We start from the raw sequence: 23,927 nt of genomic DNA, 5'->3' as shown, positions 1-23,927 counted from the left end.
AAACTAACGAGCATACCTTTCCACGGACAAATCATCGGACTCAATCTCCGGTGATTTGTTCGACAGAATATCTGCCAGCAATTTTCCCGATCCACAGGCCATCGTCCAGCCCAACGTGCCATGTCCCGTATTCAGGTACAGATTTTTCAGAGGTGAGCGCCCTACCAGCGGCGTGCCGTCTGGCGTCATCGGACGCAATCCCGTCCAGAATGTTGCTTGCTCAATCGGGCCGCAATGGGGATACAGATCGCGCACCACCATTTCCAACGTTTCACGGCGCTTGGGGTTCAGTTCGGTATTAAAGCCTACAACCTCTGCCATGCCTCCGACGCGAATGCGACGATCAAAGCGAGTAATCGCTATTTTATAGGTTTCATCCAATACGGTAGAAACCGGTGCAAAAGCGTCATCCGCCAGCGGAATCGTCAGTGAATAGCCTTTCAGCGGATAAACCGGAATATCGAACCACTGACGCAGTAATCCGGTGGAATAGGAGCCGCACGCCATCACATAGGCATCTGCCACGATCATTTCATCGTCGCACTGGACGCCTGTAACGCTTTGCCCTTCCACCCGCAGTTGACGAACGTTACGCCCCAGTTTAAAGGTGACGCCAGCATCGGCAGCCATCGCCGCCAGTTGGCGAGTGAACAGCTGGCAGTCGCCCGTCTCATCATGCGGTAAACGCAGCCCGCCGGTCAGTTTTCCCGCCACGTGCGCCAGCGCAGGTTCAACCGTGGCCAGCTCATGACGAGTCAGCAGTTGATACGGTACGCCAGCCTCTTCCAGCACGGCGATATCACGTGTCGCGTTTTCATACTGCTGCTCAGTGCGGAACAGTTGCAGCGTTCCGCCTTGCCGCCCTTCGTACTCGATACCGGTATCTCGCCGCAGCGCTTGCAAACAGTCGCGGCTGTATTCCGCCAGACGCACCATCCGCGCTTTATTCGTTTTGTAGTGGCGCGCGTCGCAGTTGAGCAACATTTGCCACATCCAGCACAGCTGCGCTGCCGTGAAATCCGGCCGGATGGCCAGCGGCGCATGGCGCTGAAACATCCACTTTATCGCTTTCAGCGGTATGCCCGGCGCAGCCCAGGGCGCGGCATAGCCGGGGGAAATCTGTCCGGCATTCCCGGCGCTGGTTTCCAACGCGGGCTCCGGCTGCCTGTCGATCACGGTAACATCATGCCCTGCCTGCGCAAGATACCAGGCGGTACTTACGCCAACGACGCCACTTCCCAGAATCACAACCCGCATGCTACCGCTCTCCCTTTTTCTCCGTTAAAGACCGTCTAATCTACTGGAAAAATGCTTATTTTATGGAATAAAACACTAGTTAAAAGGTAAAACTGAAGACTACTCTAGCATTTGGGAAGGAATTGTCACCCGTCTCGACGATAACATTTATCTATTGTTCTCTCTTCGATCCGTCGAGTCTCCACTGAGATCGTAACGAAATAACTGTGAAATCATTCACAAAATACGTATTCGTTTTTTAGCTGAAAGGCATAAGAAAAATAAAAAAGATGAAAATGTTAAATGCCAAATTAATTAACCAGTTAGTTAGATTGCTTATTTTTAAATCGTGATAATCATCACAACAATAGAATCAACGACATCACTGTCAAGACAATCAGCCCCGTAGTTAAATACAAATTTGCGACATTCATCAAAAAAACACCTTATCAGTTTAATAACATTGTGTTCACACGGTGGTTATTCATATTTCCAGAGGGCGACGATGAAAATTGGATTAGTCATTAGCGGCGGCGACGTTAGCGGAATAAATAACTTCATCTTTCAGGTGAACAGAATGACTGCCTCTGACATCGTCATTTTCGATGGTGGAATTAATGGCCTGATCGATAACTGCTGTAAAGTCCTCACTCGCCGCGATTTAGTGGATTATTCCATCTCAGCAATGCCCCTGATTACTTCAGGGAGAAAAACCGGAAAGTGTAGAAAGACAGACTACGAGCAAATCGTCAAAAACATTCAAAAACAAAAACTCGATGCGCTCATTATGGCCGGCGGAGATGGCTCATTTCAATTTCTAAAAAAACTCAGTCACTATGGCGTTCATTGCTATGGCGTAGGAATGACGATTGATAATGATATCTCAGGGAATAGCTATACGATCGGCTTTTCCACCGCCTGCGAGCAGGTCATGAGTGAAGTGGAAAAATTGCGAAATACAGGCCGGGGATTACAAGGTCGGGTATTCATGATCGAATTACTCGGTGGTTATTGCGGCGAATTAACCTTGCAGGCGGCATTAAAGAGCAACGCAGATATCGCACTCATTCCAGAATCACCGTGGGAGATTGATAAATTATCACAATGTATTCGGGAGAAAATCGCAGAACAAAACAGTGTGATCATTTTATGCTCTGAAGGCTATACCCATGAGTATACTCCTGGCTTTCAGGGCGCTATCGATACCATTATCAAGAAACTAGAGCATAAGATTGGCATCCGTATCCGAAAAACTATTTTGGGATATGGTTTACGAAATGGCGCGCCCACCGGGGAAGAAATTATTCAGGGCACCCTGTTAGCAGAAGAAGTGGTTCGGTGTATTAACGCCGGACTGACTAATAAAATTATCATTATCAATAATAACAACAAGGCTATTCCTATCGACCTGGAGGATTCCGAACGACGTTTGGTTGATGTCGAAAGTCACTTTTATAAGCTCGCGAAAGCCCATCACCTTATATGAGGCCATGATTATGTTGAAAGTACTTTGCGTTTGCGGTTGTGGATTAGGTTCAAGTTTCGCTATCGAAATGACAGCCAAATCCGTACTAAAAAAATTAGGTATTGATGCAGAAATAAATCACACCACGATTTCAGAGGCCTCTGCCTTCAAATATGACGTTATCCTAACCCAGAAAATATTTGCTGACATCCTGAATAGCGATGCCAGTGAAGATGAGAAAAAAAGAGTCATCATTCTTAATAAATTGACGGATAAAGATGAAATAGAAGAAAAAATTTTAACTTATATCCAGGCTCATCAATAGCATGAGGTGAAATATGAACACCGTTATCAATTTCATTGTGAAAGATTTATTAGGCCAGGCATCCATATTAATCGCACTGATCGCCATGATCGGGTTGATTTTACAGAAGAAATCAGTAGGGAAAATTGCAGAAGGGACATTCAAGACGCTGTTGGGCTTCCTCATCATGATGGCAGGGATTAACATCATCGTTGATACCCTGACTTATTTGAACAACATATTTACCCAAGGCTTTGGCATGAAAGGCTACATCACCGATGTCGCCGCCATCGCCGGGTTGGCAAACCGCGAACTCGGGTCAGAAGTTGCGTTGACGCTCATGGTGATCTTTGCCGTCAACATCCTTATTGCACGCATTACTCCCTTTAAATATATCTTCCTAACGGGACAGGCTCTGCTGTGGATGGCAACAATCGGTACCGTGATCGGCTATAAGTCGGGCTTGACCGGCGCGACACTGATCCTAACCGGCGGCATATTTGGCGGCATTATGGCCGTGCTGATGCCCGCGCTGGCGCAGCCGATAGTCCGTAAAATCACGAATTCCGATGATGTGGCGCTGGGGCATTTTTGTACCATCGGGTATCTAGTGCAGGCCGCCGTCGCGCGGTTAGTCGGCAAAAACTCCAAATCCACAGAAGACTTAACGCTGCCTGATAATTTCAAATTCTTGCAGGATACCTACTTGTCGATGGCCGTCGTCATGGTGCCAATGTACCTCATCCCGGCCGTGGCGGCGGGACCGACCTACATTGCGCAGTACGCCAACGGCGTCAACTATCTGATGTATTCCTTCATGCAGTCCATGCAGTTTGTCGCGGGCGTTTTCGTTCTCTACAGCGGTGTCCGTCTGCTGCTTAATGAGCTGGTTCCCGCATTTCGAGGTATCGCCATGCGGCTGGTCCCTAACGCCAAACCCGCGTTGGATTGCCCGGTGCTCTTCCCCTATGCGCCCAACGCCGTCATTGTCGGGTTCCTCGCCACCACCGTCGGTTCTATTCTCGGGATGCTGATTTTCCCGATGTTTGGGCTGGCGATGATTTTGCCGGGTTTATTGACCAACTTCTTTGCGGGCGGCACAGCCGGTATTTTCGGTAATGCGCTGGGAGGACGGCGCGGCGCAGTCATCGGCGGTGTCGTTCATGGCCTTTTCATTACGTTCTTGCCCGCCATTCTGGTGCCATTATTGGAAGTCTTCGGATTTACCGGCGTCACCTTCAGTGATTCCGATGTCATCGGTACTGGCCTGATATTAGGACACGCTTTCCAGCAAGACTGGTTATTTGTCGCCGCCTTTGTCGCGTTCGTTGCATTCATTGCCTTGATTGCGAATCGTAAACTATCGCAATAGCGTATTGGCCTGTAGTCATGATGCAAACAGCTTAAGGAGTCACTATGTTTTCTCTACTCAAACGCTTTTTATCCCCGGGTCCCTCTTCCGACCATCGCGATAATAAGGATGACAATCGCGTCAGGGAAATTGAGGAAGAATTAGCGGAGCTTGAGTTTCGTTTAGTTCAAGATCCAGCTCATAGTGAAACGCAAAAAGCGCTAATGATTAAATACAATCAGGCCATTCAGGTATTTTCTTCTCATCCTGACTATCGGAATCGCGTTGATGATATTTTTATTCAGATAGATGAACTCAGAAACACCATTCGGAAAAATATATGAGGATTTATGAGCATAAAAAATTTCCTTTTGCAGCACGATTGCATTCAACTGGGCGTGATATGTAAAACATGGGAAGAGGCCATTTATTGCGCCGCACAACCGTTAATCCGTGCAGGGTGTATTACGAAGAATTATCCCGTCGCGGTAATAGAAAGCACGAAGGAATACGGGCCTTATTATGTTTTTGATGAAGGTATCGCTATTCCTCATGCGCGCCCTGAGTGTGGGGTTCAGGAGAATTGTTTCAGTTTACTGACGCTACAGACTCCGCTCTCTATTCAGGGAAGTGAACCGGTGGATATTTTAATTATGTTCGGCGGCGTTAACAGCGATGCGCATATTACGGAAGGTATCGCCTCAATCATCAATCTATTGGAAAAGGACGACATGCTCTCTCGTATTCGAAGCGCCACTACGGCAGATGATATTGTCGGAGTATTATGAAAAAGCTTATTTTAGTAAATGGTATTCCCGCATCTGGGAAAAGTACGGTAGCACGTATCATTGCGGATGAATTGAGCTTCCCACGGTTAAGCCTTGATGAAATAAAAGAGCCGTTCATGATGCAGTTCTGCGATGTGATTGATAGAACGTTAAACAGAAAATTGGGATACGCCGCGTATCAGGCCATGTTTAATATTGTTAGACAGGCTCCTGAAAATAATATTCTGGTTCTTGATGCCTGGTTCGGATTTCGCGAGAGAACCGTACTACAGGACTATCTGGCTTCGTGTGGCATCCATCATACGCTTGAAATATGGAATGCTATCTCATCTGATCGGGTAGCAGCACGATATCAAGCCAGAATTAATGAAAGAATAAAAGGCCATCCCGGCAATGAGTATCTCCCGGAATTAATGTCACTCGCGCATCAGGCGAAACCGATGTGTATTGGAAAGTGTTACACGGTTGATCAGGATAAGGAAATTAATCATCAGGAATTAATTCAATGGATCAAAACCCACCTGGATTAATCGCTTATTTATATTACTTTTTATGAGGGTAATTATTATGAACACCATGACAACAGCTGAACACCGAGGATATCAATTAATTTGTAACGCGACAGGCGCCATGATGGTTATTGCCTGCGATCAACGTGGCGGCATGCGAACATTATTGGCTCCGACATCAGAAGCCCAGGCCGCGATTACCAATGAAACATTAGGAAAAACAAAATACGACATCACTCGCTATCTGGCGGCGGAGGCAGGCTGTGTGCTGGTTGATCCGATCTGCGCCATACCGGGTCTGATAGACGAAGACATTCTGCCCCGCGATACGGGCCTGCTCATCGGGCTTGACGCGTCAGGGTGGGAAACAACGCCAGAAGGCTACCGGATCTCCACGATGGTTGAAGGCGTCACGGCACGTAAAGTGCGTGAATGGGGTGCCACTGGCGGAAAAATCATGATCTACCTTCGTCCGGATAGACCAGACGCCAATACCCGTAACCTTGCCACACTCCGTACCGTGATTCAGGATTTTGCGCAGGAAGATTTACTGCTCGTCGTCGAATTCCTGACCTATCCTCTGGAAAATGAATCTCGCGAAGCCTACACGCGTCTCCTGCCTGAGCTCATTCCAGCAGGCTGTCAGGCCTGTATCGACCAAGGCGCAAAGGTCTTAAAAATCCCTTACCCTGGATCTGATGAGGCTTGTGCACACGTAACCGCGCTCTGCGGTGACATTCCCTGGGCCGTCCTATCCGCCGGCGTCGATCACGCGACATTTCTCCCTCAGGTAGAGAGCGCGTTGAAAAATGGTGCCTCTGGCGTGATTGCCGGTCGTTCTCTGTGGAAGGATTGCATCTCACTCGATCGCAACGTTTCTAAAGAGAAGCTGTCTACGATTGCCGTTTCCCGCCTTAACGACATTCAGGCGCTGTTAAAACGGTATCAACGCCCTTAGTTCAAGCAGCATTTCGCGCTCTCTCCGGGGAGCGCATTTCCCTGTCAATCGACCGCGTAATATCGGTTTCTTTTTTCTCCCCTTAGCGACCTTTCTCCATCAAACACGCGCAATTCGTCAATTGCCGCGTTTCCAAAGCTCAGCTATAACTAAATGAACAACGATGATTTTTTGACAGGAGCCAGCGGGAAGGCAGTAAACGAGATCTCACGTACAGACTTGTTATGTTAGGGGGCGCGCTGATGGCTATATCGACGGATAATCAGGTAAAAAAAACACTTCGCCTGAGTGATGGACCGGACTGGACGTTTGAGTTATTACAGGTTTACCTTGATGAGATTGATCGGGTGGCGAAGCTGTATCGTCTGGCAACCTACCCTCATCAGATTGAAGTCATCACTTCAGAACAAATGATGGACGCCTATTCCAGCATAGGCATGCCGATCAACTATGCCCACTGGTCATTCGGGAAGAAGTTTATCGAAACCGAACAGCGTTACAAACACGGGCAGCAGGGGCTGGCGTACGAAATCGTCATTAACTCCGATCCCTGTATCGCGTATTTGATGGAAGAAAACACGCTGCCAATGCAGGCGCTGGTCATGGCGCACGCCTGCTACGGACACAACTCGTTCTTCAAAGGTAATTACCTGTTCCGCAGTTGGACCGACGCCAGTTCCATCGTCGATTACCTGCTGTTTGCCCGCCAGTATATCGCGCAATGCGAAGAGCGCTATGGCGTGGACGAGGTGGAACGCCTGCTAGATTCCTGCCATGCATTAATGAATTACGGCGTTGACCGCTATAAGCGCCCGCAGAAGATTTCGCTCGAGGAAGAAAAGTCCCGCCAGAAAAGCCGCGAGGCCTACCTGCAAAGCCAGGTTAACGATCTCTGGAAAACCTTACCGCGCCGCGAACAAGGTATCGCACCGGAACAGGCAAGGCGTTTCCCGCAAGAACCGCAGGAAAATCTGCTCTACTTTATGGAGAAAAACGCGCCGCTGCTGGAGCCTTGGCAACGTGAGGTTCTGCGTATCGTGCGGAAAGTCAGCCAGTATTTCTATCCACAGAAGCAGACTCAGGTGATGAATGAAGGCTGGGCCACGTTCTGGCATTACACCATCCTGAACCATCTCTATGATGAAGGCCGAGTCACCGAGCGCTTCATGCTCGAGTTCCTGCACAGCCATACCAACGTGATCTATCAGCCGCCGTACAATAGTCCGTACTACAACGGGATTAATCCGTATGCGCTGGGCTTCGCGATGTTTCAGGACATCAAGCGTATTTGTCAGTCACCGACGGACGAAGATCGCTACTGGTTCCCCGATATCGCGGGTAAAGACTGGCTCGATACACTGCATTTTGCGATGCAGAACTTCAAAGATGAGAGTTTTATCAGCCAGTTCCTGTCGCCTAAATTGATGCGTGATTTCCGGCTGTTTACGGTTCTGGATGACGATCGCAATAACTATCTGGAAATTGCCGCGATTCACGACGAAGAAGGCTATCGTTTGATCCGGCAGGAACTCTCCGCCCAGTACAACCTGAGCCATCTGGAACCGAACATTCAGGTCTGGAACGTGGATTTACGCGGTAATCGGGCGCTGACGCTGCGCTATGTTCCGCATAATCGCGCACCGCTGGATAAAAGTAGCCAGGAAGTGTTGAAGCACGTCCATCGCCTGTGGGGATTTGATGTTTATCTGGAACAGGCTAACACGGATGGCAGCATCGAGTTGATTGAACGCTGCCCGCCGCGTAACGGAACGGCAGCTACATAACGAAAATCGGTTCACAGGTCAGCGATACGACTCAAGAAAAAGGGGATTCAGGCAGCAACCTGAATCCCCTTTTCATATTTTCACAATGACGCTGCGGGATGAGCCTTAGCGGCGTACTTCCGCGATGTCCCGCGGGATCGCGCTCTGCATACTGTGCCAGATCGCCCCACTTTCTTTACCGTAATGCCTGACGACATCCATCACCTGATCGTAGAGCTCTTCGCTGCGCAACGCGTCCAACCGACCGTAAAAATTCACCGCCAGCTTGCGGGCTTCCGGATTGGAAAAATAGTAGCGCCCTACGCGAATATACAGCCCTTTCAGGCCGTTCAGGATCAGACCATAAATCGGATTGCCAGAGGCAAAGGCCAAACCACGGAACACGTTGTAGTCAAGCTGCGCAAAAGCTTCTGCGCTATCGTCTACCGCGCTTGCCTGCGTTAATACATCACGCACCTTTTCCGGGTTATGGCGTAACGCCGTCCGAATAAAAATGGCGGCGATGTTGGTGCGCACGGCCAGCAAGTTATCAATCAGTTGCGGCACGCTATCGTGATCGAGTCGCGCCAGCGTTTCCAGAATATTGAGCCCGGAGGTTTCCCAAAAGTTGTTAATCTTTGTGGGTTTCCCGTGCTGTATCGTCAGCCAGCCATCGCGGGCCAGGCGCTGAAGTACTTCACGCAGGGTAGTACGGGTCACGCCAATCAGTTCGGAAAGCTCCCTTTCCGCGGGCAAAATAGAGCCAGGAGGAAAGCGGTTATTCCATATACTTTCGATAATGTATTCTTCCGCGAATCCAGCCGGACTTTGCGCCTTTATAACCATGTGTTTAATAATCCGTAGCGGTGATTGCCGAAAAAAGCCCAGTCATAATACCAGACGAAAGAATCATGATATAGCGCCGCACTCGGACACCGAACCATTTCAATGAAAAATTGTGACTGCAAACCGCCCTCTCGCGGCGTAGAACGGTAGACTTCTGCCCGTTTGTAAAGTTTTTACGATATGATAAAAACCATCAAACTATTCTAACGAATAAGGATTCTCCTTCCATTATGATCGGCATGCCCCTTCATCGCGCGCTGTTAAAAAATTTTCTGGGATACGCGCCAGACTGGTACAAGTTGACTATTTTTTGCTTCTTGCTGATTAATCCGCTGCTGTTCTATTTTGTCAGCCCGTTTTGGGCCGGTTGGTTACTCGTTGTGGAGTTTATTTTTACGCTCGGTATGGCGCTGAAATGTTACCCGTTACAGCCTGGCGGCCTACTGGCACTACAGGCAATCCTCATCGGAATGACCAGCCCGCAGCAGGTGTGGCATGAGGTCACAGGGAATATTGAAGTCCTCATGCTGCTGGTGTTTATGGTGACGGGCATCTATTTCATGAAGCAACTGCTGCTCTTTGTGTTTACCAAGCTGCTGTTGCGCATTCATTCCAAAACGCTGCTTTCCCTTGCTTTCTGTATCGCCGCGGCCTTTCTTTCCGCGTTCCTTGATGCGCTGACCGTGATTGCCGTTGTTATCAGCGTCGCTATCGGGTTTTATGGTATTTATCACCGCTTCGCTTCTCAACAGGGTGAAGACGAGGCCGATATCAGCGATGACAGCGCGCTAAGCAGCGAGGAGCATCATCGTACGCTGGAGCAGTTCCGGGCGTTCCTGCGCAGCCTGCTCATGCACGCTGGCGTCGGTACGGCACTGGGCGGCGTGATGACGATGGTGGGTGAACCTCAGAACCTGATTATCGCGAAAAGCGCCGGTTGGGATTTCGTCAGCTTCTTCCTGCGCATGTCACCCGTGACCGTCCCGGTGTTTATTTGCGGTATCCTGACCTGCGTGCTGGTTGAGCGTTTTAAACTCTTCGGCTATGGCGTAAACCTGCCAGACAACGTGCGCCGCGTGCTTGAGGATTACGATCGGGATATGACAGAAAAGCGCACGCCGCAGGATAAAGCGCGTTTAATCGTGCAGGCGGTGATTGGCGTCTGGCTCATCGTCGCGCTGGCGTTTCATCTGGCGGAAGTCGGGTTGATTGGCCTTTCCGTGATTATTATGGCGACGACGTTCTGCGGCGTGACTGAAGAACATGCCATTGGTAAAGCGTTTCAGGATGCCATGCCGTTTACCGCGCTGTTGACGGTCTTTTTTGCAATCGTCGCCGTCATTATCGATCAGCAGCTGTTTTCACCGATTATCCACTACGTCCTGCAATCTTCTGAAAGCGCGCAACTGACGCAGTTTTATCTGTTCAACGGCCTGCTCTCATCGATATCGGATAACGTCTTCGTTGGCTCGGTTTATATTAACGAAGCGCGCAACGCCTTTGAAAACGGTCAGATCTCGCTTCCTCAGTTCGAGCTGCTCGCTGTCGCGATCAATACCGGCACCAATCTGCCTTCCGTCGCCACACCGAATGGGCAAGCCGCATTTCTGTTCTTGCTGACGTCCTCTCTGGCACCGCTTATCCGTTTATCTTACGGGCGCATGGTGATCATGGCACTGCCTTACACCATTGTGATGACGCTGGTCGGGTTACTTTGCGTTGAGTTCACGCTGGTGCCGTTCACCGATTTTTTGATGAATAAACAATGGATTTCTTTGCCAGACTTGACCATATCGGGCAGTCACTCATAATCACGATCGTGTATAGTAATCGCGGCAGCGACAATTTCGGCCTTGATGATGTTATCAACACCCTTTTCGCCGCCGCAGAATGACAGAAAAGCATCAAATAAACATATCGTTACGTTTTGCGCAGTGAAATGATGGCAGTGAAGCCAGAACGGTTTACACTGCTGCTTTAATCATGTTTAGCATGGAATATTTTTATGTTGCGATTTCTTAATCGTTGCTCACGCGGACGTGGTGCGTGGCTGCTGCTGGCGTTTACCGCTTTAGCGTTGGAATTGACCGCGCTCTATTTTCAGCATGTGATGTTATTAAAACCGTGCGTGCTGTGTATCTATCAGCGCTGTGCGCTGTGGGGCGTGTTCGCAGCAGGTATTGTTGGTGCCATCGCGCCATCAACGGCGTTGCGTTACCCAGCCATCGCGCTCTGGATATACAGTTCTTATGAAGGGTTCCGACTGGCCTGGAAACACACGGATATTTTGTTAAATCCGTCGCCGTTTACCACCTGTGATTTCTTTGTCAGCTTCCCGTCATGGTTGCCTTTGGACAAATGGCTTCCGGCTATTTTCAATGCGACAGGTGATTGCTCAGTACGTCAGTGGGAATTTCTCTCTCTGGAAATGCCGCAATGGCTGCTTGGCATCTTTGCCGCTTATCTGTTGGTTGCCGTGCTGGTATTGATCGCTCAGCCTTTCCGCCCTAAGCGTCGCGACCTCTTCAGCCGCTGACTGACCATATACCCTAAATAATTCGAGTTTCAGGAAGGCGGCAAGTGAAGAAATCCCGATGAGCTTACTCAGGTAAGTGATTCGGGTGACTGAGCACAGCCAACGCACATGCAACTTGAAGTTGCACGGGTATAGACCGAAAAGCCCGACGAGAGTCGGGCTTCTGGTAACTGTTTCTACGCTTCACAGGCTTGTGCTACCCCTCACTGCTGTGGTCTGTAGATATCGCGATAGTGGCCTAATCTTTCGTTAAAAAAAGGTCTTTTTTCCTGCGGGATTCTTCGTGATATTTCATCTGCGTCGATCTTTTTTTCCTGACTTTCCATAAAGGCAATGGTGGAGGCAGCAAAATCGGTGTACTGCTCGCTGTACTCAAGAATAATTTTCTCAAAGTTAATCACATGCTCTCCCTCCTTCTGGTTTGACTGCTCTAAAATTATACAACACGTCACGATTTATGCCGGAGATGACAGCATGATTCGCACAATGAAAAAGAGAAATGTGAAGTGACAGGCAAAATGCAGAGGGGATGACGAGTGAACGCTGATTATCCCCCAATAAAAAGCCCCTCTTCTGAGTGATTCAGATTGAGGGGCTTCTTGTTTTAACCAGATAGCAGCCTAGCGCCGAACAGACACTATCGCGCCCACTCGGGTTTGTTTAAAATATGGTCCTGCCAGTCCACCACCTCAGTCTCACGCACGGCGATATGGCGCACAGAGATACGCTCACGGTGCATCGCCGTTTTAGTACCGCAGACCAGCGGGTGCCACTGCGGTAAATCTTCACGCTCATGAATCAGGCGATACGCACAGGTCGCCGGTAGCCAGTTAAACGTCAGCAGATTCTCGCGTGTCAGCTTGATGCAATCCGGCTCGTACTCAAAGCGTTTCTCATAGTTACGACACTGACAGCTTTTAATATTCAGTTGATTACAGGCGACGTTGGTAAAGTAGATTTCCTCCGTATCCTCATCAATCAGTTTATGCAAGCAGCACTGACCGCAGCCATCGCACAGCGACTCCCATTCATCGTCAGACATCTCAGACAACGTTTTTTGCTGCCAAAAAGGGCGTTCAGTCATGTCTATTCCAGTTACATTAAGTTGTATAAATCGATAGCGTTGTAAATAAAGATGCGTGATTCTGGCGGGCGCAGCGGGGAAACTTTGCTGCCCGTCGTTCAACACGGGCAGCCGGGGGAGCGTTAGATAATACGCGTGCTTAACGTCCGGTCATTTACCGTAATCGTCAGCATATCGCCCGACAGGATCGGACCGACCCCTTTTGGCGTACCCGTTAAAATAACATCGCCCGCGCGCAGCGTAAAGAAACGGCTCATGTAAGCAATCAGCGGCAGAATCGGCGTAATCATATCACGCGTGTTACCCTGCTGGCGCACTTCATCATTCACTTTTACACCCAGATCGGTTTGCTGCGGATCGCCAAACTCGGCAACCGGAATAAAACCGGAGATCGGGCAAGAACCATCAAACGCTTTGGCTTTTTCCCACGGCTGACCCGCTTTTTTGAAGTCAGACTGCAAATCACGCAGCGTCAGATCCAGCGCCACACCAAAGCCTGCAATCGCCCGGGCGACGCGTTCTTCATTCGCCTGCTTTAACGGCGTACCGATCAGCACAGCCAGCTCGACTTCGTGGTGAACCGAACCCAGATTTTTAGGGATGGCAACGGGCTGGCGTAAGTCACACAGTGCGGTTTCAGGCTTGATGAATAAAACAGGCTCACTCGGGGTCGCATTGCCCATTTCTTTGATGTGTTCTGAGTAGTTGCTCCCGACGCAAACGACTTTATTTACTGGGAAATCAAGCAGCGCGCCCTGCCAGTCTCTGTGTTGATACATGGGTATTCTCCTGCCCTGTCTGTTGGATTATCGCTGCTTTCGTGGCACAGAACACGACCAAAAGGAAAACAGCTATATAAGAACACGATGGTGCAAAACCATCGTTATATCATCGCTACGGGGGTTACCCCAACAGATTTCAGGCGAGCAGGGTTGGAGATCCGGTGAGGGAGAAACGAAGCCCTATCCCATCAAAAAGGGAAACAATTAAATTGTGGCGAGGTAAAACTCAAAAGGTGAATATTTATCGCGCGGAATATCATGCAAACGGCTGAGATATTCCACGCTAAATTATGTTTGCGGCTTTATCTGAAAGTACGCCTTGGTATTATTTTTTTACACTTATACTGGCGTGTTTAATAAGCTCTCGACCGGTGGAGGAACTTGCAGATAAAAGCCCTGTTCTTGCAGCGCAAGTTTCACTTTTTCTATATCGGCATTCGCCAGTTTTTTACGCCCATCCAGCGGTAAAACCATGGCTAACTGCGGCGTGCCGAAACTTTTCATTAATTCTTCCGGCACACGTGAGAAATCGTCTTTTTTTTCAACATAAAGATAGGTCTGATCGCGTTTAGCACTTCGATAGATCACACAAAACATTTTTTTTACTCTATTTGATGGGAATGCCATCTTGCCTGTATATAATTGTGACTATAACATGCTTACAGCGCTCTGGAATATCATGCCTTAAATGTTACTCTAGGGATTAAAAGATGCTGAAACTGAGTCAGGATAGATGTCACAAACGCCAATAGAGCTAAAAGGCAGCAGCTTTACCTTATCGGTTGTTCATTTGCATGATTCCCAACCCGAGGTAATTTACCAGGCACTACAGGAAAAAATAGAGCAAGCGCCTGCTTTCCTGAAAAATGCCCCCGTTGTGATTAATGTTGCTGCATTAACAGCGGAAACCGACTGGATAAAATTACAGCAGGCCATTTCGTCAACCGGCCTGCATGTCGTTGGCGTCAGCGGATGTACCGACGACGCATTAAAGAAAACCATTGCGCAGGCGGGGCTTCCCCTTCTGAGCGAAGGTAAAGCACAACGCCGGGTCGTCGAGCCCGTCGCCGCCGTTCCTGCTGCGGTGAAAACGAAAGTCATCAACACCCCCATACGTTCCGGCCAACAGATTTACGCCCGGAACTGTGACTTGATTGTCACAAACGGCGTCAGCGCAGGGGCGGAGGTGATTTCCGATGGCAATATTCATATTTACGGCATGATGCGCGGCCGAGCCCTCGCAGGCGTTTCTGGCGATGTTCAGAGCCAGATATTCTGTACGCATCTGGCCGCAGAACTGGTCTCGATTGCTGGCCGTTACTGGCTGAGCGATCAGATTCCTGAAGCGTATTTTGGGCAGCCAGCACGGATCAATCTGAACCAGCTGGACAATGTTTTAACGATAAAACCTCTAGACTAGAATCTCCCAAGGAAACATTTATGGCACGCATCATTGTTGTTACATCGGGTAAAGGGGGCGTTGGCAAGACCACATCAAGCGCGGCCATTGCTACCGGTTTAGCCCAGAAAGGAAAAAAGACGGTTGTCATCGATTTTGACATTGGTCTGCGTAACCTCGACCTGATCATGGGATGTGAGCGTCGCGTGGTGTACGACTTCGTCAACGTGATTCAAGGTGATGCCACGCTGAATCAGGCGCTGATCAAAGATAAGAGAACGGATAATCTCTACATTCTGCCCGCTTCACAAACGCGTGATAAAGATGCGTTAACGCATGAAGGCGTAGAGAAAGTGCTCAATGATCTGGGCAACATGGAATTCGATTTTATCGTGTGTGATTCACCTGCCGGGATTGAAACCGGTGCGTTGATGGCGCTCTATTTCGCTGACGAAGCGATTATCACCACCAACCCGGAAGTCTCTTCCGTTCGCGACTCCGACCGTATTCTGGGCATTCTGTCTTCGAAATCACGTCGTGCTGAGCGTTCTGAAGATCCGATCAAAGAGCATTTGCTGTTGACGCGCTACAACCCAGGTCGGGTGAGCCGTGGCGACATGCTGAGCATGGAAGATGTTCTTGAAATTCTGCGGATTCCGCTGGTTGGCGTGATCCCAGAAGACCAATCCGTACTCCGCGCCTCTAACCAGGGCGAACCCGTTATTCTGGATGCGGAAGCCGATGCAGGTAAAGCCTACGCGGATACCGTTGAACGTCTGCTTGGTGAAGAGCGTCCTTTCCGTTTTGTTGAAGAAGAGAAGAAGGGTTTCCTTAAACGACTTTTTGGGGGATAAATTATGGCTTTACTGGACTTCTTTCTGTCCCGCAAAAAAACGACAGCCAATATTGCCAAGGAACGGCTGCAAATTATTGTCGCGGAGCGACGCCGGGGAGATAGCGAGCCCCATTATCTGCCGCAATTAAAGCGAGACATTCTTGAGGTTATCTGTAGATATGTACAGATTGATCCTGAGATGGTGACGGTTCAGCTTGAGCAAAAAGGAGATGATATTTCCGTGCTTGAGTTGAACGTTACATTACCGGAAGCGGAAGAAACGCCTAAATGATTTTTCTGCTGTAGTATCCCCTGCTTTTACGCAGGGGATATCTATTCCCGTCATACTTCAAGTTGCAGATGCGTTGGCTGCGTTCACTCACCCGAATCACTTACCTGAGTAAGCTCATCGGGATTCTTTCTCTTGCCGCCTTCCTGAAACTCGAATTATTTAGGGTATATTCGTCATACATAAAATTACGTGCGTTTCATTTCATAATAGACTGTATATTTAGCCAGTCTTTTATTTCTTATTTTGTTTTTTTCACCGCATTCTTATCACCCTATTTGCTGCTTTTTCATGATTGCATCATCACAGCAAATAAGGCGTATTGATAAGATGTGTTTACCGGTGATTAATAGCTCTGCACAATTTCACGCAGTTCATCGCCATATAACTGGCCGCGCCAGCCAGACAACATTTCCGGCATTCCCGCATCTTGCCCGCTTAATTTCCAATGCCAGTTAAGCAGACGATTAATTTGGCGACGTGAAGCCAATAGCTCGGCGGATAATCCACTCTGCTCGCTCGCGCGCTGCACCAGCGCTTTGATATCTTTAAACGCTTTTTTATAGCCGGGATAGTCGATCAAATTAATCACTGGCGGTGGACAATCCGCGTCAGCAATGCCGTCCGTCTGTGCAACACAGTCCAGCAGCGTTTTGCCGTGGTAGCGGATTTCCGGGCCGCTCAGCCCCAGCGAGCTCAGTTCACCCAGCGACGTCGGCAGACAACGCGCCACCTGCAACAGGTTCTCTTCACGTACGACAAAATTCACCGCGCTGTCTCGCTCACGTGCTTTACGCAAACGCCACTCAGCCAGACGCTGAAGGCAAGCCAGATTTCGACCACGCAGCTGCCAGGCGTTGCCAAATTCGCGATAGGCCAGCGCCGGCGCCAAAATATCCTGTTTACGCTGGCACAGCAGGAGACACTCATCCAGCGCCGCGTTCATCCATCCTGCCGCTTCCGTATCAGCCACCAGTTGAATGGCCATCGGCAGCAGATAGAACACATCCGCAGCGGCGTAATCGCACTGTTTTTCGCTCAGCGGACGAGCAAGCCAGTCCGTTCTCGACTCGCTTTTATCCAGCGTCACGCCCATGTAGTCAGCCACCAGCGCAGCGAATCCATAAGAAAGCGGCTTGCCTAAAAATGCGGCCAGAATCTGTGTATCGATGAAAGGCGTCGGCAGTGTTCCAAACGCATTGAGAAACACTTCCAGATCTTCGCTGCCCGCATGCAGGAATTTAGTGACCTGCTCATCACGCAGTAACGCCTGAAAGGGTGCCCAGTCGGTAATCGTTAACGGGTCAATAAGTGAAAGCTGTTCGCCATCATACAATTGAATCAACCCTAATTGCGGGTAATACGTGCGGGTTCTGACGAACTCCGTGTCCAATGCCACCTGCGGAAAACGTCGCGCCTGGGAGCAAACCTCTTGTAACCCGATGTCGGAAGTGATCAACTGATAATTCAAAACGTCATTCTCTTGGTTGTTTTTACTTTACGGTTCTGGGTCAAATCCGTATCGCCGTAAAAAATTCCCGGCGGACATTTTTAACGTCGCAAGCGACGGCCCATAGAGTGACGAGTATAAGCTCGCCATAAAAAAGAACGCCGGATAAACCGGCGTGAAAACATCATATCGCGTCCTGCCTCTCTCTGGCAGTCGTTTTTCGTGGAAAATCGTCAGGCGGCAGCGTCTTTCTTCGCCTTCTTATCGCCACGTAATTCGCGGCGCAGGATTTTCCCCACGTTAGATTTCGGCAAATCGTCGCAGAATTCGATCTCTTTCGGCACTTTGTAGCCGGTAAGATTACGGCGACAGTGGGTAATGAGTTCCTCTTTTGTTAACGAGTGATCGCGTCTGACGACAAAGGCTTTGACTGCCTCGCCGGAGACCTCATTTTCCACCCCAACCACCGCAGACTCGGACACTTTAGGATGGCGGCTGATGACATCTTCAATTTCAGTCGGATAGACGTTAAAGCCGGAAACCAGAATCATGTCTTTCTTACGGTCGATGACTCGCAGGAATCCTTCGTCATCAGACGTGACAATGTCACCCGTTGCTAACCAGCCATCTTTTAACACCTCATCCGTCGCAGCAGGCTGCTGCCAGTACCCTAACATCACCTGCGGTCCACGCACCCACAGCTCACCAGATTCTCCAGGCCCTGCGTCGTTACCGTTATCGTCAATGATTCTGACGTCCGTTGACGGCACCGGCAGCCCGATACTGCCGCTGTAGTGTTTCAGATCGTACGGATTTCCCGACACCAGCGGCGAACTCTCCGTCAGTCCATACCCTTCCAACAGGTGTTTACCTGTGGTTTTTTCCCAACGCTCCGCCACCGCTTGCTGCACCGATGCGCCGCCGCCAACCGATAAACGCAGCGTGGAGAAATCCAGCTCGTGAAACTCTTTGTTGTTGAGCAGCGCGTTAAATAACGTATTGACGCCGGTGATAGCCGTAAACGGATATTGTTTCAGTTCCTTCACGACCGCCGGGATATCACGGGGATTGGTGATCAACAGGTTCTTCCCGCCCAATTCAAGGAACAGAAGGCCGTTCACCGTAAGTGCGAAAATATGGTAGAGCGGCAACGCCGTGACCACCAGTTCATTCCCTTCTTGCAGAACAGCACCATATGCACCTTTACACTGCTCAAGATTCGCCAGCATATTGCGGTGTGTGAGCATGGCGCCTTTAGCGACGCCCGTGGTGCCGCCGGTATATTGCAGGAATGCCAAATCGGTATTGATAATATCGGGGCGAATATACTGCTGACGCCGTCCTTCCTGCAAAACACGACGGAACGATATCGCATCCGGCAGATGGTATTTGGGCACCAGCCGCTTAATGTACTTCACCACGAAGTTGACCAGCGTGCCTTTGGCCGTAGAGAGCTGGTCACCCATACGGGTCAGGATAACGTGTTTCACCGCCGTGTTATGGACGACTTTTTCCAGCGTATGCGCGAAGTTAGACACGATAACAATCGTGCTCGCACCGCTGTCTTTTAGCTGATGCTCCAGCTCACGCGGTGTATACAATGGGTTAACGTTGACGACCACCATCCCCGCGCGCAGCACGCCAAAGAGCGCAACGGGATATTGCAGCAGATTCGGCATCATCAGCGCGACACGATCGCCTTTTTGCAATTTAAGCTGGTTTTGCAGATAGGCGGCAAACGCCCGACTCCGCTCTTCCAGCTTACGAAACGTCATCACTTCACCCATGTTGACGAATGCGGGCCGATCGGCATAACGCCTGACGCTATTTTCAAACATTTCAATCAACGACGAATAGCGATCCGGATCAATTTCCGCCGGCACATCCGCCGGATAGCGTGATAACCAAATTTTTTCCAAGACGTCACTCCCGAGATATTTTTTTAGTGGCATCGTCTTCGCCCTCAGAGGCTTATTGTTATTAACATTATTTTAACTCAGCCTACCAGTTAGCTAACAAACAATGTTAAGGTTGCGAGATCGATCACTAATTTATTCTTTATTCAAAAAAAATCAGGCAACCTGCGTCGCCTGATATCTTCACACTGAACGAAATAATTTTAGAGCCTACCCCATAGGGCGTTATTGGCGCAGTCAGTTTGGACACGGACAGCGCGGAAAAACCGGAGCGTACACGTAGTACGTGAGGATTTTGAGCACTGCCCAGGTTCAAAATGACAAGTAAAATAGCCCTATTCTTATTCTGTCACGACATTCTCAATGCGCGCAGGACCAGACCAACCGCCGTCAAATCCCCATCCGGGCCCCCAACCATAGCCGTAACCCGCACGCCATCCCCACGGGCCATAGCCGCCGGGTGGTACCATAAGACGCTGCACGACATTCCAGCGTTTGTAGCCTTGTGCGTCGATCACGACATAACGATAGGGTTTATCCCCGATAGCGCCCTGTTCGGTGCCGACAATCGGCCCGACAACGGTGACCAGTTGGTCTTTAAAATCGACGGGTTCCAGAAAGCGATTCACATAGGCAATAAAGCGCCCTTCTGACGGCATATCCAACCGCGGTTTCGCGCCGCTATCCAGCGGCATGCTGGCAATTTCCAACCGCGTTTTATTCGCTTCATTGCGGATGCTGACCACCCGTCCGCCAAAGCGTGATTCCTGACCGACATAAATCTGCGGCGCATTCATCACACGCACCAGATCGTCCTGCGGCGTTGGCGAGGTGCCTTTAATGGCATCCGGCACCGTGACACAACCTGAAAGCAGCAGCGCTGTCGCAACCAGCATACCGAGGCGTGCTTTTTTCTGATTCAGATGCACATTCTTCATCTGTACACCTTTTATTTGTACGTTTTTTATTTGTACGGACATGGCACAACCCCTCTTCAGACATCTGATAGTTAGACTGCTCAGCATCGAATAAGTTGCTGTTTATGCCGGGCATACTTCACGCCGAATGTGCATTCTGTTATTCGCGGCCGGGCAGCTTTTTCCAAGTCACTTCATTGCGCAGGTAACGTGGCTGTGCATTCTCGACGCTGACCGCTTTACCTGCCTGCCATAGCTGACAGGCTAGCGGCAACATGTCCTGCGCCTGCGGCAACAACACCTCGCCCTTCGCTAACACCAGAGAGGCATGGCTGACCAGTTCAGGATAGGTTTCCCATCCAGTGCCTACCGTGGCCCATTCGCCTGACAGCGCGGCAGTTAACGCCTGCACCTGTTCAGGTTTCAATACCGCTTCCTCGGGTTCACCCTGCCAGCCGCCGTCAGCATCGCGCTGATAGCAACCCCAGTAGACCTCTCCCATCCGCGCATCAATGGCCGCCAGCACCTGCGTCGCCTGCGTCAGGCGGAAAGCGCCCTGCGCCATGGTAGCCAGTGACGATACGCCAAGCAGCGGTAAATCCGCTCCCAACGCCAGCCCTTGGGCAATACCAATGCCAATCCGCACGCCGGTAAAACTTCCCGGTCCCTGACCAAAGGCCAGCGCATCAAGATCGTTAAGCGTCAGGCCGCTGTCGGCCAGCACCTGCTGAACCATCGGCAGAATACGTTGTGTGTGTTCACGAGGACAAAGTTCGAACAGAGAATGAATTTCACCTTCATTCCAGAGTGCGACGGAACAGGCTTCCGTTGCGGTATCAAGCGCTAGAATTCGCGTAGACATGCCAACCTCAGGCAGGATAAATAAATCTTAACAACCCGTATCATAGCATAAGCCCCTATCGTGCCGCAGCCCTTCCCACCATCGGTCAGGCCATGCAGCAATCGCCAGTGGGGAATTATGTGTTACGCGTCAGGAAATTAATCGCCTGCCCAATATCGCGGGTACGCGGCGTCGGCGGCAGGCTATTAAGGAACACGGCACCATACGGACGCATCACCAGTCGATTATCGCAAATCACAATCACACCGCGATCCTCAACATCACGGATGAGGCGGCCCACGCCTTGCTTCAGGGTAATCACCGCATCAGGAACCTGCACATCGTCGAAAGGCTCACCGCCGCGCAAGCGACAGTCTTCAATACGTGCCTTCAACAGCGGATCGTCCGGCGAGGTAAACGGCAGCTTATCGATAATCACGCAGGAGAGCGTATCGCCGCGCACATCCACCCCTTCCCAGAAGCTGCTGGTCGCCACCAGCAAGGCATTACCTGCCGACACAAACTGCGACAGCAGCTGCGCCTTGCCGGTTTCACCCTGTAACAGCACTGGTAGCGTCAGCGTAGCGCGGAATTCGGCCGCCAAATCGCGCATCATCTGATGCGAGGTACACAGCATAAAGCAGCGCCCCTGATTCGCCTCAATCAACGGCCGCAGCATCGCCGCCAGCCTTTTCGCTGCACCGGGACGATTGGTTTCCGGTAAATTGCGGGGGACGCAGAGCAGCGCCTGATTGGCATAATCAAACGGGCTGGGTAACAGGAGCGTATTCGCGTTATCCAGCCCCAGCCTATCGGTGAAGTGGAAGAGTTGATCGTTAACAGACAGCGTCGCGGAGGTAAACACCCAGGCCGCAGGCTTCTCTTTTATCAGTTCACGAAAACGATCGGAGACGGACAGCGGCGTCAGCGCCAACACAAAATGACGTGAATTACATTCGTACCAGTAGCTGTAACCTGGTAACTGCACGTCTTTCAGCCGTTTCAAGCGATTGCGATAGAGCGTGGCGCGCTCAAAAGCGGCATCCAGCAGCGCTGAACGCCCGAGTGACAGTTTCGCGACGTCGTAACACAGCTCCAGCGCATCATCCAGCAGCACCAGCGCACGCTGAAGCGATGGCTGTTCGAGCACATCACGCAGATTACCGCGAAACCCCGGATCGCCCAGCGCCAGCCGAAAATCCTGCGTGCTTTGCGTCAGGCGATCGGCACTTTTTTGCAGTTGCGAGGCGTCGCGCACTTCGGTGCGGTAAGCAATGATGATGTCTTTCGCCAGATCCAGCAGTTGACGGCTGGAAAGCTGCTGACCGAAATATTGGCTGGCGATATCGGGAATCTGGTGGGCTTCATCGAAAATGACGACGTCGCTTTCTGGGATCAGCTCCGCAAAACCGCTCTCCTTCACCACCATATCAGCCAGATAGAGATGATGGTTAACCACCACGATATCGGCATCCATCGCTTTACGCCGTGCTTTCACCACGAAGCACTCTTTGTAGTGCGGACAGTCGCTGCCCAGGCAGTTATCGTTGGTGCTGGTCACTAACGGCCAGATCGCGCTGTCTTCTGCGACGCCTGAACAGGTCGTGACATCACCTTCCGTCGTTTCCGACGACCAACCGCGCAGCCGGACCAGTTCGCTCAGCGTTTCGCCGGGTAAATCACCGCCCCCCAGCGACTGCTGTTCAAGCCGTTCCAGACAGAGGTAGTTCGAGCGACCTTTCAGCAGCGCTAATTTGCCTTTGTACTTCAACGCCTCCGCGATCGTCGGTAAATCGCGGCTATAGAGCTGATCCTGTAGCGCTTTCGAACCGGTTGAAATGATGACTTTTTTATCTGAACGCAAGGCGGGCGCAAGATAGGCATAGGTTTTACCGGTTCCTGTTCCCGCTTCTACCACCAGCGCTGTTTTATCGTCGATGGCCCGCATGACTGCCTGCGCCATCTGCCGCTGTGGCTCACGAGGCTTGAAGCCTGTGATCGCTTTCGCCAGCACGCCGTCATTAGCAAAATCATCAATTACACGATCGTTCGTCACGCCTGCTCTCTTTTGCTGTATCTGTAAGCCGCTAACCGTTTCAGGTCGTGGCAGAATATCGCGCTGATTATGCCAAGAGTCACCCGACGCTACCACCTTAAATCAGGAAAGCGTGCCGCAACCTGCTGTGTTAGGCTTGGCGGCTGGTATTGATTGATGTCACTATTTTAATTATCCCCACAATGGAGAAACCCCACCTCATGGCGATCACACGAATTAATCCTGAAGCCCGCTGGTCAGACGCCGTCATCCACAACAACACGCTCTATTACACCAGCGTGCCGGAGAATCTGGATGACGACGCACAGGCGCAAACGGAAAACGCGCTGGGCGCGTTAGATGCGATCCTGCAACAGGCGGGAACGGATAAGAGTAAGCTGTTAGACGTGACGATTTTTCTCGCCGATGCCGATGATTTTGCCGCGATGAACGCCGCATGGGATGCCTGGGTCGTGGCAGGTAGCGCGCCTGTACGCTGCACCGTGCAGGCTAAATTGATGCACCCGAAATTCAAAGTCGAAATCAAAGCGATTGCGGCGATATAAGCCACCGTCTTTATCCAATCCCATACCCTAAATAATTCGAGTTTCAGGAAGGCGGCA

The 23,927-nt window shown here is 50.5% G+C and carries 25 protein-coding genes; 14 read left to right on the top strand and 11 right to left on the bottom strand.

Going from position 1 to position 23,927, the window contains the following annotated elements; translation table 11 throughout:
* Positions 1-3 precede the first annotated feature (3 nt).
* Positions 4-1,257, bottom strand: coding sequence for a D-amino acid dehydrogenase (locus tag HP572_RS08130; protein WP_205550575.1), 1,254 nt, complete (start codon positions 1,255-1,257; stop codon positions 4-6).
* A gap of 484 nt (positions 1,258-1,741) precedes the next feature.
* On the opposite strand from HP572_RS08130, the gene HP572_RS08125 reads away from it, so the two are divergent.
* From HP572_RS08125 to HP572_RS08090, 8 genes are all read left to right on the top strand, one after another.
* Positions 1,742-2,722, top strand: a complete 981-nt coding sequence (locus HP572_RS08125; RefSeq protein WP_205550578.1) for a 6-phosphofructokinase — start codon at positions 1,742-1,744, stop codon at positions 2,720-2,722.
* Between the two features lie 10 nt (positions 2,723-2,732).
* The gene (locus tag HP572_RS08120; protein WP_205550579.1) at positions 2,733-3,026 is read left to right on the top strand and encodes a PTS sugar transporter subunit IIB; all 294 of its coding nucleotides are present in this window, start codon (positions 2,733-2,735) and stop codon (positions 3,024-3,026) included.
* 13 nt (positions 3,027-3,039) lie between these two features.
* Positions 3,040-4,377 (top strand): PTS sugar transporter subunit IIC, encoded by a 1,338-nt coding sequence (locus HP572_RS08115; protein WP_240585291.1) that lies wholly within the window; start codon positions 3,040-3,042, stop codon positions 4,375-4,377.
* A gap of 44 nt (positions 4,378-4,421) precedes the next feature.
* A complete protein-coding gene (locus tag HP572_RS08110) occupies positions 4,422-4,700 on the top strand; it encodes a hypothetical protein (protein ID WP_205550583.1) in 279 nt (92 codons plus the stop codon).
* 6 nt (positions 4,701-4,706) lie between these two features.
* Positions 4,707-5,144, top strand: coding sequence for a PTS sugar transporter subunit IIA (locus tag HP572_RS08105; protein ID WP_219681235.1), 438 nt, complete (start codon positions 4,707-4,709; stop codon positions 5,142-5,144).
* The gene (locus tag HP572_RS08100; RefSeq protein ID WP_240585290.1) at positions 5,141-5,674 is read left to right on the top strand and encodes an ATP-binding protein; all 534 of its coding nucleotides are present in this window, start codon (positions 5,141-5,143) and stop codon (positions 5,672-5,674) included. Before HP572_RS08105 ends, HP572_RS08100 begins: the two co-directional genes overlap by 4 nt.
* Before the next feature lie 37 nt (positions 5,675-5,711).
* A complete protein-coding gene (locus tag HP572_RS08095; RefSeq protein WP_205550588.1) occupies positions 5,712-6,611 on the top strand; it encodes a tagatose-bisphosphate aldolase in 900 nt (299 codons plus the stop codon).
* 242 nt (positions 6,612-6,853) lie between these two features.
* Positions 6,854-8,395: a SpoVR family protein gene (locus HP572_RS08090; RefSeq protein WP_205550589.1), complete on the top strand. Its 1,542-nt coding sequence runs from the start codon at positions 6,854-6,856 to the stop codon at positions 8,393-8,395.
* A 105-nt stretch (positions 8,396-8,500) separates the two neighbouring features.
* Here the strand turns inward: HP572_RS08090 and fadR are convergent, their stop codons facing one another.
* The gene (gene fadR, locus HP572_RS08085; protein ID WP_205550591.1) at positions 8,501-9,220 is read right to left on the bottom strand and encodes a fatty acid metabolism transcriptional regulator FadR; all 720 of its coding nucleotides are present in this window, start codon (positions 9,218-9,220) and stop codon (positions 8,501-8,503) included.
* Between the two features lie 230 nt (positions 9,221-9,450).
* Between fadR and nhaB the strand changes: the two genes are divergently transcribed.
* Both nhaB and dsbB read left to right on the top strand, forming a co-directional pair.
* Positions 9,451-11,031, top strand: coding sequence for a sodium/proton antiporter NhaB (gene nhaB / locus HP572_RS08080; protein ID WP_240585289.1), 1,581 nt, complete (start codon positions 9,451-9,453; stop codon positions 11,029-11,031).
* Between the two features lie 194 nt (positions 11,032-11,225).
* On the top strand, positions 11,226-11,756 hold the full coding sequence (dsbB, locus tag HP572_RS08075; protein WP_205550594.1) for a disulfide bond formation protein DsbB: 531 nt from the start codon (positions 11,226-11,228) through the stop codon (positions 11,754-11,756).
* A gap of 203 nt (positions 11,757-11,959) precedes the next feature.
* Here the strand turns inward: dsbB and HP572_RS08070 are convergent, their stop codons facing one another.
* From HP572_RS08070 to HP572_RS08055, 4 genes are all read right to left on the bottom strand, one after another.
* Complete coding sequence (locus HP572_RS08070; RefSeq protein WP_010275471.1) at positions 11,960-12,157, bottom strand: DNA polymerase III subunit theta; 198 nt, start codon at positions 12,155-12,157, stop codon at positions 11,960-11,962.
* Positions 12,158-12,393: 236 nt separating this feature from the next.
* Positions 12,394-12,840, bottom strand: a complete 447-nt coding sequence (locus tag HP572_RS08065) for a YcgN family cysteine cluster protein (protein WP_015840178.1) — start codon at positions 12,838-12,840, stop codon at positions 12,394-12,396.
* Between the two features lie 122 nt (positions 12,841-12,962).
* Positions 12,963-13,619, bottom strand: a complete 657-nt coding sequence (locus tag HP572_RS08060; RefSeq protein ID WP_240585288.1) for a fumarylacetoacetate hydrolase family protein — start codon at positions 13,617-13,619, stop codon at positions 12,963-12,965.
* Positions 13,620-13,961: 342 nt separating this feature from the next.
* Positions 13,962-14,219 carry a YcgL domain-containing protein gene (locus HP572_RS08055; RefSeq protein ID WP_039315168.1) on the bottom strand — a complete coding sequence of 86 codons (258 nt, stop codon included), beginning with the start codon at positions 14,217-14,219 and terminating at the stop codon, positions 13,962-13,964.
* Between the two features lie 136 nt (positions 14,220-14,355).
* Between HP572_RS08055 and minC the strand changes: the two genes are divergently transcribed.
* The 3 genes from minC to minE are packed head-to-tail and all read left to right on the top strand — an operon-like array spanning position 14,356 to position 16,148.
* Positions 14,356-15,042 carry a septum site-determining protein MinC gene (gene minC, locus HP572_RS08050; RefSeq protein ID WP_205550598.1) on the top strand — a complete coding sequence of 229 codons (687 nt, stop codon included), beginning with the start codon at positions 14,356-14,358 and terminating at the stop codon, positions 15,040-15,042.
* Between the two features lie 20 nt (positions 15,043-15,062).
* Positions 15,063-15,875: a septum site-determining protein MinD gene (gene minD / locus HP572_RS08045; protein WP_010275490.1), complete on the top strand. Its 813-nt coding sequence runs from the start codon at positions 15,063-15,065 to the stop codon at positions 15,873-15,875.
* A 3-nt stretch (positions 15,876-15,878) separates the two neighbouring features.
* Positions 15,879-16,148 carry a cell division topological specificity factor MinE gene (minE, locus tag HP572_RS08040; protein WP_005968801.1) on the top strand — a complete coding sequence of 90 codons (270 nt, stop codon included), beginning with the start codon at positions 15,879-15,881 and terminating at the stop codon, positions 16,146-16,148.
* A gap of 343 nt (positions 16,149-16,491) precedes the next feature.
* Here minE and rnd read toward each other — a convergent pair whose 3' ends face one another.
* From rnd to HP572_RS08015, 5 genes are all read right to left on the bottom strand, one after another.
* Positions 16,492-17,616: a ribonuclease D gene (gene rnd / locus HP572_RS08035; protein ID WP_240585287.1), complete on the bottom strand. Its 1,125-nt coding sequence runs from the start codon at positions 17,614-17,616 to the stop codon at positions 16,492-16,494.
* A gap of 212 nt (positions 17,617-17,828) precedes the next feature.
* Positions 17,829-19,514 (bottom strand): long-chain-fatty-acid--CoA ligase FadD, encoded by a 1,686-nt coding sequence (gene fadD, locus HP572_RS08030; protein WP_240585286.1) that lies wholly within the window; start codon positions 19,512-19,514, stop codon positions 17,829-17,831.
* A 338-nt stretch (positions 19,515-19,852) separates the two neighbouring features.
* Entirely contained in the window at positions 19,853-20,449 is a 597-nt protein-coding gene (locus tag HP572_RS08025) for a Slp family lipoprotein (RefSeq protein ID WP_240585285.1), read from the bottom strand.
* Between the two features lie 139 nt (positions 20,450-20,588).
* Entirely contained in the window at positions 20,589-21,290 is a 702-nt protein-coding gene (tsaB, locus tag HP572_RS08020) for a tRNA (adenosine(37)-N6)-threonylcarbamoyltransferase complex dimerization subunit type 1 TsaB (RefSeq protein WP_240585284.1), read from the bottom strand.
* Between the two features lie 115 nt (positions 21,291-21,405).
* Positions 21,406-23,325 carry an ATP-dependent DNA helicase gene (locus HP572_RS08015; RefSeq protein WP_240585283.1) on the bottom strand — a complete coding sequence of 640 codons (1,920 nt, stop codon included), beginning with the start codon at positions 23,323-23,325 and terminating at the stop codon, positions 21,406-21,408.
* Positions 23,326-23,525: 200 nt separating this feature from the next.
* Between HP572_RS08015 and HP572_RS08010 the strand changes: the two genes are divergently transcribed.
* Positions 23,526-23,870, top strand: a complete 345-nt coding sequence (locus tag HP572_RS08010; protein WP_127156498.1) for a RidA family protein — start codon at positions 23,526-23,528, stop codon at positions 23,868-23,870.
* Positions 23,871-23,927: the final 57 nt, after the last annotated feature.

The organism is Pectobacterium sp. PL64 (assembly GCF_022477975.1).
Taxonomy (GTDB): Bacteria; Pseudomonadota; Gammaproteobacteria; order Enterobacterales; family Enterobacteriaceae; genus Pectobacterium; species Pectobacterium jejuense.
Note: the sequence above shows the minus strand (reverse complement) of the source record. Positions and strands in the feature narration are given on the sequence as shown.